At 71.1% G+C, this 14,980-nt stretch carries 13 protein-coding genes and 1 pseudogene; 10 read left to right on the forward strand and 4 right to left on the reverse strand.

The window, feature by feature from the left end; genetic code table 11:
• Both D7X55_RS43460 and D7X55_RS21855 read left to right on the forward strand, forming a co-directional pair.
• Positions 1–613, forward strand: a 613-nt coding sequence (locus D7X55_RS43460; protein WP_158626407.1) for a hypothetical protein, incomplete at its 5' end; no start/stop codon positions are given.
• Positions 614–731: 118 nt separating this feature from the next.
• Positions 732–1,589 carry a universal stress protein gene (locus D7X55_RS21855; RefSeq protein WP_233609986.1) on the forward strand — a complete coding sequence of 286 codons (858 nt, stop codon included), beginning with the start codon at positions 732–734 and terminating at the stop codon, positions 1,587–1,589.
• Positions 1,590–1,593: 4 nt separating this feature from the next.
• On the opposite strand, the gene D7X55_RS21860 is transcribed toward D7X55_RS21855, so the two are convergent.
• Positions 1,594–2,361 carry a hypothetical protein gene (locus tag D7X55_RS21860; protein WP_121724088.1) on the reverse strand — a complete coding sequence of 256 codons (768 nt, stop codon included), beginning with the start codon at positions 2,359–2,361 and terminating at the stop codon, positions 1,594–1,596.
• A 385-nt stretch (positions 2,362–2,746) separates the two neighbouring features.
• On the opposite strand from D7X55_RS21860, the gene D7X55_RS21865 reads away from it, so the two are divergent.
• The 3 genes from D7X55_RS21865 (at position 2,747) to D7X55_RS21875 (ending at position 8,904) form a co-directional block, all read left to right on the forward strand.
• Positions 2,747–3,514: a DUF3592 domain-containing protein gene (locus D7X55_RS21865; RefSeq protein ID WP_121724089.1), complete on the forward strand. Its 768-nt coding sequence runs from the start codon at positions 2,747–2,749 to the stop codon at positions 3,512–3,514.
• Between the two features lie 84 nt (positions 3,515–3,598).
• Positions 3,599–5,311, forward strand: a complete 1,713-nt coding sequence (locus D7X55_RS21870; protein ID WP_120547650.1) for an N-acetylmuramoyl-L-alanine amidase — start codon at positions 3,599–3,601, stop codon at positions 5,309–5,311.
• 23 nt (positions 5,312–5,334) lie between these two features.
• Positions 5,335–8,904, forward strand: a complete 3,570-nt coding sequence (locus D7X55_RS21875; protein ID WP_121724090.1) for a DEAD/DEAH box helicase — start codon at positions 5,335–5,337, stop codon at positions 8,902–8,904.
• A gap of 296 nt (positions 8,905–9,200) precedes the next feature.
• On the opposite strand, the gene thiD is transcribed toward D7X55_RS21875, so the two are convergent.
• From thiD to D7X55_RS21890, 3 genes are all read right to left on the reverse strand, one after another.
• Positions 9,201–10,010: a bifunctional hydroxymethylpyrimidine kinase/phosphomethylpyrimidine kinase gene (thiD, locus tag D7X55_RS21880; protein WP_121724091.1), complete on the reverse strand. Its 810-nt coding sequence runs from the start codon at positions 10,008–10,010 to the stop codon at positions 9,201–9,203.
• Positions 10,011–10,054: 44 nt separating this feature from the next.
• Positions 10,055–11,068, reverse strand: a complete 1,014-nt coding sequence (locus D7X55_RS21885; RefSeq protein WP_120547647.1) for a hypothetical protein — start codon at positions 11,066–11,068, stop codon at positions 10,055–10,057.
• Positions 11,069–11,145: 77 nt separating this feature from the next.
• On the reverse strand, positions 11,146–11,838 hold the full coding sequence (locus tag D7X55_RS21890) for a TVP38/TMEM64 family protein (protein WP_233609988.1): 693 nt from the start codon (positions 11,836–11,838) through the stop codon (positions 11,146–11,148).
• Here D7X55_RS21890 and D7X55_RS44190 point away from each other — a divergent pair.
• The 5 genes and pseudogenes from D7X55_RS44190 to D7X55_RS21910 form a co-directional block, all read left to right on the forward strand.
• Positions 11,837–11,974, forward strand: coding sequence for a hypothetical protein (locus tag D7X55_RS44190; protein WP_199747069.1), 138 nt, complete (start codon positions 11,837–11,839; stop codon positions 11,972–11,974). The two genes, D7X55_RS21890 and D7X55_RS44190, sit on opposite strands and share 2 nt — an antisense overlap.
• A 229-nt stretch (positions 11,975–12,203) precedes the next feature.
• Positions 12,204–12,653 (forward strand): general stress protein, encoded by a 450-nt coding sequence (locus tag D7X55_RS21895; RefSeq protein ID WP_120547645.1) that lies wholly within the window; start codon positions 12,204–12,206, stop codon positions 12,651–12,653.
• 39 nt (positions 12,654–12,692) lie between these two features.
• Entirely contained in the window at positions 12,693–13,028 is a 336-nt protein-coding gene (locus tag D7X55_RS21900; RefSeq protein WP_120547644.1) for a hypothetical protein, read from the forward strand.
• Positions 13,029–13,063: 35 nt separating this feature from the next.
• Positions 13,064–14,299, forward strand: a complete 1,236-nt coding sequence (locus D7X55_RS21905) for a sodium:proton exchanger (protein WP_120547643.1) — start codon at positions 13,064–13,066, stop codon at positions 14,297–14,299.
• Positions 14,296–14,980: pseudogene (locus D7X55_RS21910) on the forward strand (transporter); the annotation flags it as partial. The gene D7X55_RS21905 and the pseudogene D7X55_RS21910, both read left to right, overlap by 4 nt.

The following is a 14,980-nucleotide window of genomic DNA, read 5'->3' on the forward strand; positions in this document are numbered from 1 at the left end:
CATCGCGCTGGGCTCCACGGGCGTGGGGGCGCCGCTGGCTGCGGCGGGCGCGGCGGTCTACGTCGTGGGTGAACTGGTCAGCATGGGCATCGTGGCGCGGCAGGAATACGAGGCCGCGTCCCAGCTGCGCGCGGAACAGCGCACGCTGCTGAGCCGCTCGGGCGCGGACCCGGAGCAGGTCCTCAACCTGGAGAAGTACTCGTCACCGGAGCAGGTGGAGTCGCTGGTGAAGTCCACCGGGTGGACGCGCGACCAGGTGCTCGGCCTGGGAAAGACCTTCCCGGAGTTCTTCACCACCGCCGACACGACGCTGCCCCAGCTGAACAAGGTGGCCAATGACTTCGGGCTCACCCCGGATCAGCGCTACCGGATGCTCCACTCGCTGTCCGACACCGCGCTGACGGGAGGCAAGCCTGCCCTCCGGGACCTGAACACCTTCGCGTCCGTGGTGAAGGACTTCGCCAGCATGTCCCCGGGCATGGGCATGCCGCCGGGGCTGTCCAGGCAGGAGCAGTGGATCCGCTACCTGCGCGAGATGGGCAACCGCCTGGGCAACTTCGAGGGCATCGGGCCTCGCAACGCGGCCTCCTTCCTGGAGCGCATGAAGCGCTAGCGTGCCGGCGAGCAAGGGGCAGGGCCCCCGGAGGCGTGGGGGCGCGGCCTGGACAGGGGGTTGCCTATCCTAGGGAATGTCCCCCACGCGAAGCCCGCCGCCAACGCTCCTGAAGTCCGTGCTGGTCGCCACCGACTTTTCGCTCTCGGGAGCGCGGGCGGTGGAGCGGACGGCCCGCCTGCCGCTCGCCCCGGAGGCGGCCGTCATCCTGGTGCACGTGCTGCCGGGACGCGCCCCCAAGGAGCTGGTGGCGCAGGCCCGGGAGCGGGCTTCGCGGACGCTGGCGGTCATCGCGCATGAGCTCCACGCCGCGCTTCACGCCGCGGGCTCCAGCGCCTCCGTCGAGGCGCGGCTGGTGACAGGGAAGCCGGCTCCCACCCTGGTGAGCCTGGCCCAGTCGATTGGCGCGGACCTGGTCGTCCTGGGCCGGCATGGCCGCCGGCCGGTCCGGGACCTGTTCCTGGGCTCCACCGCCGATCACGTCATCCGGTATGGCCCGTCCCCGGTGCTCGTGGTCCACGGGCTGGTGGAGGCCCCGTACCGCCATCCCCTGGTGGCCGTGGATGACGAGGACACGTCGCGGCGCGCCGTGGAGTTCCTGCCCGCCGTGCTGGAGCCGCACACCCCGCTGCGGCTCATCCACGCGTACGAGTCACCGCTGGAGTACATGGTCTTCCCCGGGCTGACGCGTGACGAGCGCGCGCGGTACCGGGAGCGGTTCAAGGAGGGCGCGCTGCGCCAGCTGCGCTCCCTGCACCGGCACCTGGACGCGCTGGGCCTGCGGTACCGTCAGGCCCTGGAGCACGGCAGCCCGTACTCCATCATCCTGAAGGAGGCGCGCCGGCACCGGGCGGACCTGCTCGCGCTCGGCACCCAGGCCCGCTCCGGCGTGTCGCGAATCCTGCTGGGGAGCGTGGCGACGGACGTGATTCGCGAGGCCGGCTGCGACGTCCTCGTGGTCCGGCCCGCCGCGTAGGCGCCTACCGGTCGCAGTTGTGGGTGTTGTCCACGAGGGTCTCGGTGCGGGTCTGGGGCGTCAGCGTTTCGCCAGCGGTGCTGTACCTCACCCGCGTCTCGTAGACGTTCGGGCCCGCCGTGCAGCCGGCCCCGATGTCGAGGTACGTCACCGTCGGCCCCGAGCCGTCCAGGGTGGGGATGAAGCCCGGCTGCTTCGCGAAGTCGTTCTCGCTGGGGTCGCCGCTGCGCTCGTCCACGCCGAGCAGCTCCCCGTCGGGGGCACGCAGCATCACGCGCAGGGCCTGGAGGGTCGGATGGTACGCATCCTTCGACTCCGGGCCCTGCAGCAGGACGGCGGTCAGGGTGCCGTCCTTCTTCTTCCACGACTTCGACTGGAGGACGCGCCACTCGGGGCCCAGCTGGGGGCACGCCAGGGGCTGCGCCCACGTCACGTCGCGCGTGTACGCGCCCGGCTCGAAGGCCTTGAGCGTCTCCAGGACCTTTGGACCCTCCGCCGGCGCACAGGCGCCGAGCACCACCACCATGAAGCCCGGCTTGAGCCCTGGCACGGTGTCGCTCTTCACGATGCGCGGGTAGCCCTCGGCCACCTTCAGCGTCCCGTCCCAGACCTTGTTCCTCACACGCTCCTGCCACCGGCCCAGGGACGCCTCGGCTTCCGCGGTGTCCTTGCCGCCGCCCCAGATGACGAGCTGGGCCGGCTGGGGCTCCGCTTCCGCCACACCCATCCACGCCAGTACGGCCGCCAGCACCACGAATCCGTTCGCCTTCATGATTCCCCCTCTGCGGTTTCGACGCGATGGCGGAATCCTACGCCGTGAGGCTGACCTGCTTCGAGGGCGATGAGACCCTTCGGAGGCCACACGACCATCCCAGCCGACCCCGGAGCTCCGAGCCACTCCGGCGCTTCATGGCTTGCTCTTGTCGGGCGACGGTAGGGGCGCTCGGGGTGCTCATTCTCCAATGGGCCGTGGGGGCTGTGCGTGTCGCGGTTCCAGGCTGTGTCGAAGGCCGTCCTGGAACACGCCGCGAGCGGGGAAGGATTGGCGGCGTTCGAGGCCTCGGAGGTGCTGAAGCGGTGGGAAGAAGGGGCGTGGAATCTGGATTCCGCCTGAATGGAGCGCGAGCCGCAGCCGTGAAGTAGGCTCCGCGCCCGCTATGCAGCTCGCCATTCCCCATGCTCCCCGCCGTGTCCGGATCGCCCAGGTCCCTGGGGCGGTGACGCGGCTGGTTCGCGGGGTGGTGCTGGGCCTGGTCGTCATCGCCGCGCTGGGCCTGGGCGCTGGCTACGTCGGCCGCTACTTCATCGAGGAGCAGCGCTTCACCGCCAGCGCGGAGCTGGTGGACGCGGTGGTGGGGCTCAGCCACGCGCCCCCTTTGAACCAGCGCGAGGACGCCGAGGGCACGCTGGATGTCCTCTACACGTTCGCCGGTGAAGACCACTCCGTGTCAGGGGTCCGCACGAGCGCGGATCACGCGGCCGGCCTGGGCCATGGTGCCCGGGTGCAGCTCCTGGTGGACCCGTCCCAGCCGGGACGGCCTCGCGAGGCGACCTACGCCCGGGCGCGGGCGGCCCGGGTGGGGCTGCTGCCCTGGGGCCTGGGCCTGGGCGCGCTGGTGGCGCTGGGCGGCTTCGCCTGGGAGGTGCGGCGGCTGTGGCGCCGGGAGGTGGTGCCCCTGCGCCTGGGCGCGCTGGTGTGGCTCACCCCGGATGACGGCTATCTGCCGGAAGGGAAGGGCGAGGCCGTGTTCCCCGCGCACTTCTTCCGCCAGGACGTGAAACACGCCGTGCGGGCGCGCTGCCGCCCCCAGCGGGCCCCGGTGCGAAACGGCGGCAAGGTGCTGGCCGCCGTGGTGCCCTCGGAGCCGGGGTGGTGCCGCGTCATCGACGAGGAGCTGGCGCGGAAGCTGGGCTGGGTGCGCTGACGGACGGACAGGTGGGGTTGAAAAGTTGCTGGCCCCCGGAGGCCGTGTGACACACGCCTGTAGCTGCAACGTCCGGAGGCTTCCATGCGCATGCGCTTCTCCCACTTCGTGCTGCCCGTGCTGCTCCTCACGGCCCCGAGCGCCGTCGGAGCCGCCAAGCGCAACGAAGCGGAGGAGGCGTACCAGCAGGCCCGCCGCGCGTACTACGCCCTGAAGGACGACGCGTCCCGCCGCAAGCTGCGCCACCACTGGCTCAACGTCGTCCACCGCTTCGAGGCCGTGGCCACCCGCTTCCCCAAGAGCGAGCGCGCCCCCGACGCCCTCTTCACCGCGGGCGACCTGCTCCAGGAGTTGAGCCGCATCTCCTTCGTGGACGAGGACCTGCAGGCCGCCATCTCGGACTACTCGAAGCTGGTGGAGGCCCACCCGAAGCACCGGCTCGCGGATGACGCGGCGCTGGCGCTGGCGCGCATCCACGTCAACCGCCTGGACAAGCCGGAGGCGGCCCGGAAGATCCTCAACGAGTCGCTGGCGACGAACCCCAAAGGTGACCAGTCCAAGGAGCTCAAGTCGCTGCTGGCCTCGCTGCCCCCGCCCAGCAAGACGCCTCCCGCGAAGCCCACGGTGAAGCCGCTGCCCCCCGTCGTGAAGTCCACGCCGGACACCGCCGTCGCCGCCGCGAACCCCAGCTCGCCGCTGGTGGATGCCATCACCCGGCTCGCTCGTGAGCCGGCGCCGGCCCAGGCTTCAAGCGCTGACACCTCCGCGAAGGACGCGGCGCCGAACATCGTGGACGCGCCCACCGTCGCCGACCGGGCCGTGGATGCGAAGGACGCCGCGAAGGCCCCGGAGGCCGTGGCTTCCTCTCACGCGACCTCGCAGCCCGTGAAGCCGGAGGTCCCGGCCGTGGTGGCGAAGGCTCCGGCGGTGGCGGAGAGTGCTCCGAAGCCGGCCGCTCCCGTGACCGTGGCGTCGAAGCCCGAGACGAAGCCCGAGGCGCCCCGTCCGGTGACGGCGCCGGTGGACGCGCAGGTCGCGCAGGCGCGGCTCAAGGCGGTGGCGAAGCAGTCGCGCCACGCGGAGCTGACGCTGGCGGAGCAGCTGGGGCTGAAGGTGCGCCGCGTGGTCATCGACGCGGGCCATGGCGGCCATGACTCCGGCGCCATTGGCAAGGCGGGGACGAAGGAGAAGGACGTGGCGCTGGCCATCTCCAAGAAGGTCGCGGACGGCCTGCGGGAGAAGGGCCTGGAGGTCGTGCTCACCCGCGACGACGACACGTTCATCCGCCTGGAGGACCGCGCGAAGCTGGCCAACGAGGCGCACGGCGACCTGTTCATCTCGGTGCACTGCAACTCGGCGGCGACGCACAAGCTGCGCGGCATCGAGACGTACACGCTCAACACGTCCGCGGACCGCTACTCCATCCGCCTGGCCGCTCGCGAGAACGCGTCCTCCGAGAAGGGCATCAGCGACCTGCAGTTCATCCTGGCGGACCTGGCCACCAAGGCGAACACCGAGGAGTCGAGCCGGCTGGCGAACGCCGTGCAGCACAACCTGGTGACGGGCCTGTCCGCCCAGTACGACGGCATCAAGGACCTGGGCCACAAGGAGGCGCTGTTCTACGTGCTCCTGGGCGCGAAGATGCCCGCCATCCTGGTGGAGACGTCCTTCCTGTCGCACTCGGAAGAAGAGAAGCGCCTGGCGTCCGAGCGCTACCAGGACGAGGTGGCGAAGAACATCGTGCTGGGAGTGGAAGAGTTCCTCGGTGATCGCCGCCGCGTGGCCAAGGTAGACTGACGCGTTCGTCGTCGTCAGTCCCCATGGCCGAGCAGTCTCCCCCGTCCCATCCCAGGCCCTCGCAGGACCCCCTCGCGCCCCCGTTCCAGACGGAGGCGGACCTGCGCGCGTGGCTCAAGGCGGAAGGCCTGGAGCACCTGGCGCGCCTGAGCCTGGCGCTGCTCACCCCGCGCGTGGAGGCCGCGTACCTGCCGCAGGTGCGCGCCGTCATCTCCCGCCGCCGGCTGATGGAGGTACTGGCCCAGGACACGCTCGACCGCTGGACGGCGGAGATGCTGCCCACGCCGCGCATGCGCGACCTGCTGCCGAAGCTGGCCTGGCGCTACGTGGAGGACGAGCGGCAGGCCGCCATCGAAGCGCGCGCCTCCGTCGCGGAGCGGCTGGTGCCTCCGCCAGACAAGCGCACGCACACGGTCCACGGGATGCTGATGGCGTGGCGTGCCCGGGTGCCTCCGGGCATCGCGCCGCGTCCGGAGCGGGCGCTGTCGCTGGAGGCGCTGGTGGAGGAGCCGGACCTGCCGGGCTTCCGCCTCAAGGAGACGCGCATCTCCGAGCAGCCGGTGTCTCCGCCGGGCTCGGGCTTCATCCTGCCGGAGGCGCGGCTGACGTTCAGCCCGTCCGGCGTGACGGTGGACTGTTCCTGCGGCGCGACGTTCTGCGTGCACCAGCTGGCGGCGGTGGACACCACGCTGCTCTGGCTGCGGCAGCGCTGGACGGAGGCCTTCGGCGAGACGCTGGAGGAGCTGGTGCGGCCCGCGTGGGCCCGGACGCTGCGCGCGCTGGAGCGGGCGGTGGAGGAGAGCCCGGGCGGCGGGGGCGTGGAGATCTCCTGGCGGCTGGATGTCATCGAAGGGTACGGCGTGGAGGTCGCGCCGTACGTGCACCGGCGCACGAAGAAGGGCCAGCGCTCCATGGGTGCGAAGCTCACCCGGCGCAAGCTGCTCCAGGAGTACGGCTCGCAGCTGGGCCCCGCGGACTCGCGCATCGCCGCGCTGCTCTCCGACAGCACCGCCCCCGCGTCGCGCGCGCTGCTGTTCGAGCTGATCAACCATCCGCGCCTGTCGCTGGAGGGCACGCAGGACATCCCCGTGCGCATCGAGCGCGCGAAGGTGGGCCTGGTCGCCGAGGACCGGGCCGGCACCGTGCTGGTGAACGCGGGCGTGGACGGCACCGTGCTGCCTCCGTCGCTGCTGGAGCGCGTACGCAAGGCGAAGCCGGAGGATGCCGTCTTCCTCTGGGACGAAGGCACGAGCGTGCTCACGGTGCTGGACGTGAGCCCGGAGGTGCGCGCGCTGGCCACGGTGCTCCAGCGGCACGGCAACGCGTTTCCTCCGGAGAGCCACGGGGCGCTGCTGGAGCAGCTGTCGAAGTTCTCCGTGCGCCTGCCGGTGGCCATGCCCCGCAGCGTGATGGGGGAATCCATCGCGCCGCAGCAGCTCCCGGTGCTCCGGCTGGAGGGACAGCCCGGGGGCGCGGTGCGGCTGGAGCTGCGGCTTCGCGCGCTGCCGGACGGCCCGGCGTACCTGCCGGGTGAGGGGCCTCGGGATGTGCACGTGCGGCGGGACACGCGGTCGTTCCACGCGGTGCGCGACTTCGGGCGCGAGCTGACGGCGGCCGCCGCGCTCCAGGCGCGGTTGCCCTTGCAGACCGCGGAGCCGCAGGAGCTGCCGTTCTGCTTCCTCTTCCACAGCGCGCAGGGCGGGCTGGCGGTGCTGGCCGCGTGCGCGGAGATGGAGCCCCGGCCGGAGCTGGAGTGGGTGGGCGCGTCCATGCGGCTGGTGCCCAAGCGCGGGGCAGGGGACCTGAAGGTCGTCCTGGAGCGCAAGCGCGAGTGGTTCGGCGTGCTGGGCGGTCTGTCCGTGGAGGGCGAGCGCGTGGAGCTGGCGCGGCTGTTGGACGCGGCCCGGCGCAAGGAGCGCTTCGTCCAGGTGGACGCGCGCACGTGGGTGGAGATCGAAGCGGCGCTGCGCGAGCAGCTGGAGAAGCTGGCGGACCACGCGTACCTGTCCAAGCACGGGCTGGAGGTGGGCCCGTCCGCGGCGGAGGCCCTGGCGGGGCTGGGCACCGCGGGCGCGCTCATCGACGCGGACGCGTCCTGGAAGACGCTCGTCGAGCGCATCTTCGCGGCGAAGGAGCTCAAGCCCCGGGTGCCCGCGACGCTCAAGACGGAGCTGCGCGACTACCAGCTGGAAGGCTTCCGCTGGCTCACGCGGCTGGCGTCGTGGAACGCGGGCGGGGTGCTGGCGGACGACATGGGCCTGGGCAAGACGGTGCAGGCCCTGGCCGTGCTGCTGGAGCGCGCGAAGCACGGGCCCGCGCTGGTGCTGGCGCCCACGTCCGTGGCCTTCAACTGGCGCGATGAGGCGAAGCGCTTCGCTCCGTCCCTCAAGGTGACGATCTTCTCCGACGCGGAGGACCGGGGCGGCACGCTGGAGCGGCTGGGGCCTCGCGACGTGCTGGTGCTCAGCTACGGCCTGCTGGTGCGCGACATCGAGCGGCTGGCCTCGATTCGCTTCGCCACCGTCGTCTTCGACGAGGCCCAGCAGCTGAAGAACGCGGCCACGCAGCGCTTCCGCGCGGCGCGGGCACTCCAGAGCGACTTCAGGTTCGCGCTGTCCGGCACGCCGCTGGAGAACCACCTGGGCGAGCTGTGGGCCCTCTTCGCCGTCGTCTTCCCGGGGCTTTTGGGCAGCCTGGAGGCGTTCCGCAACCGCTTCGCCGCGCCCATCGAGAAGCAGGTGGACCCCACGGCCGCGCCCGCGCTGGCCCGGGTGCTCCAGCCCTTCCTCCTGCGCCGCACCAAGGCCCAGGTGGAGGCGCAGCTGCCGCCGCGCACGGACGTGAAGGTGCCCGTGGTGCTGTCGCCACCGGAGTGGACGCTCTACGAGGACGCGCGCCTGGCGGCCCTGTCCGACCTGGAGACGCGCAAGTCGAAGATGAAGGACCAGGAGCGCCGCATCGAGGTGCTGGCGGCGCTGACGCGGCTGCGGCTGCTCGCGTCGCACCCGCGCCTGTACGACGAGGCGTCCAGGCTGGAGTCCTCCAAGCTGGAGCGCTTCCTGGAGCTCATCCAGGAGCTGCGCGAGGAGGGGCACCGTGCACTGGTGTTCAGCCAGTTCACCTCCCACCTGGCCCTGGTCCGCGAGGTGCTGGACGCGCAGGGCATCGCCTACGAGTACCTGGACGGCTCCACGCCCGCCGGGGCCCGTGCGGAGCGCGTGCGCGCCTTCCAGGAGGGGGACGCCCCCCTGTTCCTGATTTCACTCAAGGCGGGCGGCTTCGGCCTCAACCTGACGGCCGCCACCAGCGTCATCCACCTGGACCCCTGGTGGAACCCGGCCGTGGAGGACCAGGCCTCCGACCGCGCCCACCGCATCGGCCAGCAGCGCCCCGTCACGGTCTACCGGCTGGTGGCGCGCGGGACGATCGAGGAGCAGATGCTCTCGCTCCATGAGCAGAAGCGGGCCCTGGTGGCCGGCGTGCTGGAGGGCAAGGACGCCGCCGCCCGCCTGTCCACCCAGGAGCTGCTGGGGCTGCTCGCGCAGCGGCTGCCGGGCATCGACGGGATCGATTCAGACGCCACCAAGCACTGAACGCTCTTTCCGTGGTTTTTCGCGGGGCCGTTCGTGCGCCTGAACGGGCACTGAACAGACTTTTAGCCATTTCCGCCACGCGCTGACCTGAACGGCCGAACAGCCCTGGAATCCCGATCGGCCGTGCCTACATGAAGCAATGATCAGGTGGGCAGGGAGCGCAGTCCGCCGGAAGACAATTTTGCAATGCCTACATGCTCATGATTTCAGTGGGTGGCGCTTGACCCGGATGAAACATGTATCAAATAAATACATGTTTCATTTGAGTGTCTATCTTTGCAATCAATTGCATGTGTCTATTTGGGCAGCAGCTGGAAGAAGTGCCCGATGGGGCCGTTCCCGTGGCCCACGGCGAGCGGGTAGCGCAGGGCGGAGGTGACGTACTCCTTCGCCAGCCGCACGGCCTCCAGCGGCGGGGCGCCCAGCGCGAGCCTCGCGGCGATCGCGGCGGACAGCGTGCACCCGGTGCCGTGCGTGTTCGGCGTGTCCACGGGCGCCACGGACAGCGTCTCCATCCGCGTCCCGTCGAACCACACGTCCGTGCCGCGCAGCGCGCCCGGCATGCCGCCGCCCTTCACCAGCACCACGCGCGAGCCCAGTGCGTGGATGCGCCGGGCGGCCTCGCGCATGTCCTCCAGCGTTTCTATCTCCATGCCCGCGAGCAGCTTCGCCTCGTGGCGGTTGGGCGTGAGGATGGCGGCCAGGGGCAGCATGCGCGTGCGCAGCGCCTCCACCGCCTCGTTGTCGATGAGCTGCGATCCCGCGCGGGACACCATCACCGGGTCCACCACGATGGGGCCCAGCGACACGCGGGAGAGCTGATCCGCCACGGCGTCGATGAGCGCGCGCTGGGCCAGCATGCCCACCTTGACCGCGTCCACGCGCATGTCCGACACGACGGCGTCCACCTGCGCGGTGACGGACTCCGGGGGCAGCAGGTCCACGCGCGTGACACCCCGCGTGTTCTGCGCGGTGATGGCCGTCACGGCGCTGGTGCCGTGGACGCGGTGGAAGGAGAAGGTGCGGAGGTCGGCCTGGATGCCCGCGCCACCGCCGCTGTCCGAGCCGGCGATGGTGAGGGCGGTTGCGACAGGGAAGGGCTTCATGGGCGCGGCATCCTAGCCGCGCCCCGGCTCATGCGACCCTGGAACTAGAACTGGTTCTGCCGGGCCTGGTCGAAGTCCACGCGGTGCTTCAGGTAGAGCGTGTCCAGCATGTGGTTGCTGAGGGGGTTCAGGTTGCCGTCGGTGAAGCGGTGGACCACCGCGCCCTTGCCCGCGTCCTTCAGGAAGGCCAGCGGATCCACGTCGCCGCCCAGGCCGGTGAGCGTGGGCACCGGGTCCGCGTTGTTGACGTAGTGCACGTACTTGGGGCCGTCCGGGTACTTCGTGGACGCGGCGCCGAAGGTCTCCACCTGCAGGTGGCTCAGCTTCGCCTCCACCTGCGCGGGGGACAGGCCATCCTCCACGCGCAGCCGCTTCGCCACGTCGTTGAGCGCTCGCGCGGTGACGAGGCCACCCTGGCTGTAGCCCACCAGGTGCACGTCACGGCCGGCCTTCAGCTCCGAGTAGAGCGTGTCCGCCAGCGTGTCCACGGCGGGGTTCTTGCCCTTGTCCAGCTTGTCCGTCACGCACTGGGCCAGGTCCTTCACCAGCCCTTCCGTGGCGTTGTGGATGCCCACCACCTTCGCGCCGGAGCTGTCCGCCAGCGCCTGCATCTCCCCCAGCTGGCCCGCCGTCGGCGTCATGATGCCGTTGACGTAGAGGAGCGTCTTGTCCGGGTTCGGGTTGTTCTTCGGCGTGACGCCCGGCACGTCCCCCAGCTTCGTCGTGGACGGCAGCACCTTGCCGCCCGCGCCCACGAACATGCCGTCCTGCGCGCGGTCCGGCTTCGCGCCGCCAAAGAGGCTGGTGATCTCCTTCACCGTGGTGGCGTTGAAGACGTTCGCGCCCATCTCCACGAAGCGGGGGATGTCCTTGATGCCGCCCACCGCCGCGTCGATGAGGCCGCCCAGCAGGTTCTTCTGTTGCGCCGGCGACGGCTCGAACGAGGACTTCTGGAACGCGGGCTGGTGCGGCGCCGGCTTCTTCGCCAGCGGCTCCGTGGCCGCCTTCGGGGTGGAGGACGGCACGGCGAGGGAACGGGTGCGGTCAATCGTGCTCATGGAGACCTCCAGCCACCGGGGGAAGTGGGCTCGGGTAGGTTATCCGAACCCAGCCCGGGAAGTTGCGTCCCCTGGCGTCACGGCGTGGTGAGCACTTCCTTCGCGGCGGGCAGGCCGCGCGCGGTCTCGGTCTCGGGCTCGGGGGCCTCCACCGGTGCCTCGTTGACTTCCTTGTAGAACCTCCGACCGAAGATGACGCCCAGCACCAGCGACACCACCATGCCCACCGCGGACACGGCGGTCATCACCGTGCGGCCCTGCGCGAGGCCACTGCCGAACTGCGCGGTGAGGAAGGTGCCCGGGATGGTCCCCAGCACGACGCCCATGACAGAGGGCCAGAAGCGCGCGCCGCTCGCCGCGCCGGCGATCAGCATGATGTCCGTGGGGCACAACGGATTGAGGCAGGCCAGGAACGTGAACTGGAAGTCGTGCCGGCGCGCCGCCTTGGAGATGGCGGAGTACTTGCTGCCGCACAGCCGCTGCATGGGCCGCGTGCCCAGCTTGCGAGCAACAAAGAAGAGCAGGGTGGCGGACAGGAAGCTGCCCGTTAGTGAATAGAGGGTCGCGGCAAGGGTTCCGAACATCATCCCGCCCACCGCGGTGATCACCTGACCGGGCAACAGCGTCAGGGGCCGCACGGCCAGGAAGGCCACGTACGCCAGGGGGGCGTAGTCACCCAGGGGGAGCAACAGCTCCCGGATGGTCCGCTGATCGATGAAGTCCGGCCCCAACAGCCGGAGCATCACCAGCCCGCCAATGGAGACGACCATGGGCGCGAGGATCCGCAACCAGGTCTTCAGTCCGCTGCTGCTCGCCAAGGAAACCTCCCCCATCGCCCGCGAAGCCCATGTGTCAGGCGTTGCGCACAAGGTGGGAACCGAGCAGGGAATCGGCAACGAGGGCTGAATTGTTGTGAACAACGAGAGCGTCCTGCCGGGCAATCACCCGTCCCGTCCGGATGCCCAGCAGGCCCGACAAGCGCGCGAAATCCTTGGGGATTATGCATGCAATGTCTGGAGAGAACGGCTGGCGGTGTACGGAGCTTGCTTGCATCGGGGCGCTTCCGTCCCAAGGTTTCAGGCAAGGGACAACAAGGCGCGGACGGGGTCGGGCAGTCACGAGAGGAGACACGGACATGACGGACAAGGACAACAAGGGCAGCATGACGGTGGCTGAGGCCGGGCGTAAGGGCGGCGAGACGGTCCGCAACGAGCGCGGTCGCGAGTTCTACGAGACCATCGGCCGCAAGGGCGGCGCCACGGTGAAGGCCGAGCGCGGTCGCTCCTTCTACGAGGAGATCGGCCGCAAGGGTGGCGAGACCGTGAAGGCCGAGCGCGGCGCCAAGTTCTACGAGGAGATCGGCAAGAAGGGCGGCGATCGCGTCAAGGCCACCCGCGGTCCGAACTTCTATGAGGAGATCGGGCGCAAGGGCGGGCAGAAGGTCAAGAAGCTGATTGAAGAGGGCAAGCGCGCCGCCCGCGCCGCCATGGAGGGCCAGGCGGGGAATGCCCCTGCGTCTTCCGAGGCGCCCGCCGCTCCGGCCAAGGCTCCGGAAGAGCCCGCGCAGCCGGGTGGCAACGAGTAACGGGGGACAGGAAGCGCGGCTTTCCGGTATGACGGCCGCGTGTACCTGGTCATCACGTTCCTCGAACAGGTGGAGGCGACCGAGCGGGCGATCCGCCGGCTCCGGGAGTTCGGCATCCCGGAACCGCTGGTCATCCGCGCACGGAGCGCCGCCGCGGCACTGTCCGCGGAGGTGCCGGTGTTCGCCGGTCTGCGCAGCCTCGCGCTGGGCGCGGATGAAGACCGCGTCGTGCTGGTGAGCGTGCTGCCCGCCCTCCCTCAGGAGGAGATGGACCGCATCCTCCAGCGCGTGCAGCTGGAGATGGACGCGGACGACCCGCCCATGGGGCGCCTGGTGGCCCTGCCCGTCATGGCGGCGCCCACGCACCGGCGTTGATGACGCCCGGGGGCGCGTGGGTGTAAGCACGTCGCGTGCAAGCGCTGCTCGTCTTCCTCATCGTCGCGGCGTTGTCGCTGCTCGCGTCCAGCCGGTCGCTCCTGGATCCGGGCCGGTTCCCGGCGCTGGCGCAGCTGGCGGCCAGCGGCTTGCTGTTCCTCATCTTCGGCGCCCTGCTGGGGCCGTCCCTCCTGGGCGTGCTCACCGCGCGCAACCTGGAATCGCTCCGCCCGCTGGTGGCGCTGGGGCTGGGCACGGGGGGCGTGCTGCTGGGGCTCAACCTGGAGCCGCGCCTGTTGCGGCTGCTGCCCCGGCCCGTCTACGCGGCGGCGGTCGCGCACGCGGGCACGGCGTTCCTCTTCGTCGCGCTGCCCCTGTCCGTCCCGCTGCTGTTGTCCATGGGCCTGAGGCCCCTGGTGGCGGTGGGCGCGGCGGCGCTCCTGGGCGCGGCGGCGAGCCTGTCCTCCGGCCACTTCGCGGTGCTGGGCTACCGCAACGGCCGGCTGGAGCGCGCGCGCGGCCTGGGCGTGGCGCTGCTCACGATGATGGACGACGCGGTGGGCCTGGGCGTGCTCGCGCTGGGCCTGGTGCTGGGGGCCACGGGCAACGCGGCGGAGGGGCTGGGCCTGGTGTCGCTGGCGCTCTTGCTGGGCGTGGCGTGCGGCGCGCTGCTGGCGTTCCTCACGTATTCGCTCAAGGACCTGGCGGAGCAGACCACGGTGACGCTGGGCATGGTGGCGCTGGTGGGCGGCGCGGCGGCGTACCTGCGGCTGTCGTCCCTGCTGGCGGGCGTGGCGTGCGGCGCGACGCTGGCGCTCATGGGCGGGCGCACCGCGGAGCGGGTGTCCCGGGCGCTGTCGCGCGTGGAGCGGCCCACGTACCTCCTGCTGGTGTTCATGGTGGGCTGCCACATCCACGCGCGCGACGTGTCCGCGTGGGCGCTCTTGCCCGCGTACGTGGGGCTGCGCTTCCTGGGCAAGGTGCTGGGCGGACGGTTCGCGCAGCGGCTCACTGCGGGCGTGTTGGACCTGCCGCCGCGCTTTGGCTACGCGCTCATCTCCCAGGGCGGGCTCGCGCTGTGCCTCGTCGCTGAATACGTGATGCTGGTGCCGGGCTCGCTGTCGCAGCGGGTGCTGGACGTGGTGGCGGTGGGCGCGGTCGTCAACGAGATGCTCGCGCACGGGGCCTTCCGGCACGTGCTGGCCGCGGAGCCCCGGGGCCCGGCCGCGCCCCAGACGCCCTCCGCCGGTGACGCGGGGGTGGCGGCATGAAGGGGTCCATCTTCCGGCTGCTCCTGCTCATGGCGCTGCTGGCGGCCATCACCCAGGCCCAGGCGGTGCGCGCGGACGCCGGCACGCCGGTGCTGCTGGCGGCGGGCGCGCTCCTGTTGTGCGGCCTGTTCGCCGGCAAGGTGGCCAAGGGGATGGGCCTGCCTCGCCTCACCGGCTACCTCCTGGTGGGCGTGGCGGTGGGGCCGTACGCGCTGGGCTTCATCCCCAACGCGGGCGTGAAGGGGCTGGAGCTGGTGAAGGGGCTGGCGGTGAGCCTCATCGCGCTGGTCGCGGGCACGGAGCTGCACCTGGGGCTCATCCGCCGGGTGGGCGCGCGCGTGGCGCTGCTCTGCGCGGCGGTGTGCGGGGTGACGTTCGCGGTGTGCTTCGGGGCGACGTTCGCGCTCAAGCCCGTGCTGCCGTTCCTCACCCCCATGACGGTGCCGCAGGCCCTGGCGGTGAGCGCGCTGTTGTCCACGGTGGTGGTGTCGTTCTCCCCCACGGTGACCATCGCCATCGTGCAGGAGACGTCCGCGCGCGGGCCCTTCACGGAGTTCCTGATGGCGCTGGTCATCATCGGGGACCTGTTCGTGATGGTGGCCTTCGGCCTGGCGGCGGGCATCACCCGCGCGACGTTCGGCGACGGCCTGGACCTGCCCGCGCTGGTGGGCGGGGTGGGGT

It is taken from the genome of Corallococcus sp. AB049A (assembly GCF_003668885.1).
Taxonomy (GTDB): domain Bacteria; phylum Myxococcota; class Myxococcia; order Myxococcales; family Myxococcaceae; genus Corallococcus; species Corallococcus interemptor.

Excerpts from the sequence above, each read along its gene's own strand:
- D7X55_RS21885 (WP_120547647.1), bottom strand. The coding sequence starts at position 11,068 with ATGAGCACGATTGACCGCACCCGTTCCCTCGCCGTGCCGTCCTCCACC.
- D7X55_RS21895 (WP_120547645.1), top strand. The coding sequence starts at position 12,204 with ATGACGGACAAGGACAACAAGGGCAGCATGACGGTGGCTGAGGCCGGG.
- D7X55_RS21875 (WP_121724090.1), top strand. The coding sequence starts at position 5,335 with ATGGCCGAGCAGTCTCCCCCGTCCCATCCCAGGCCCTCGCAGGACCCC.
- D7X55_RS21870 (WP_120547650.1), top strand. The coding sequence starts at position 3,599 with ATGCGCATGCGCTTCTCCCACTTCGTGCTGCCCGTGCTGCTCCTCACG.
- D7X55_RS21890 (WP_233609988.1), bottom strand. The coding sequence starts at position 11,838 with ATGGTCGTCTCCATTGGCGGGCTGGTGATGCTCCGGCTGTTGGGGCCG.
- D7X55_RS44190 (WP_199747069.1), top strand. The coding sequence starts at position 11,837 with ATGGGCGCGAGGATCCGCAACCAGGTCTTCAGTCCGCTGCTGCTCGCC.
- D7X55_RS21860 (WP_121724088.1), bottom strand. The coding sequence starts at position 2,361 with ATGAAGGCGAACGGATTCGTGGTGCTGGCGGCCGTACTGGCGTGGATG.
- D7X55_RS21865 (WP_121724089.1), top strand. The coding sequence starts at position 2,747 with ATGCAGCTCGCCATTCCCCATGCTCCCCGCCGTGTCCGGATCGCCCAG.
- thiD (WP_121724091.1), bottom strand. The coding sequence starts at position 10,010 with ATGAAGCCCTTCCCTGTCGCAACCGCCCTCACCATCGCCGGCTCGGAC.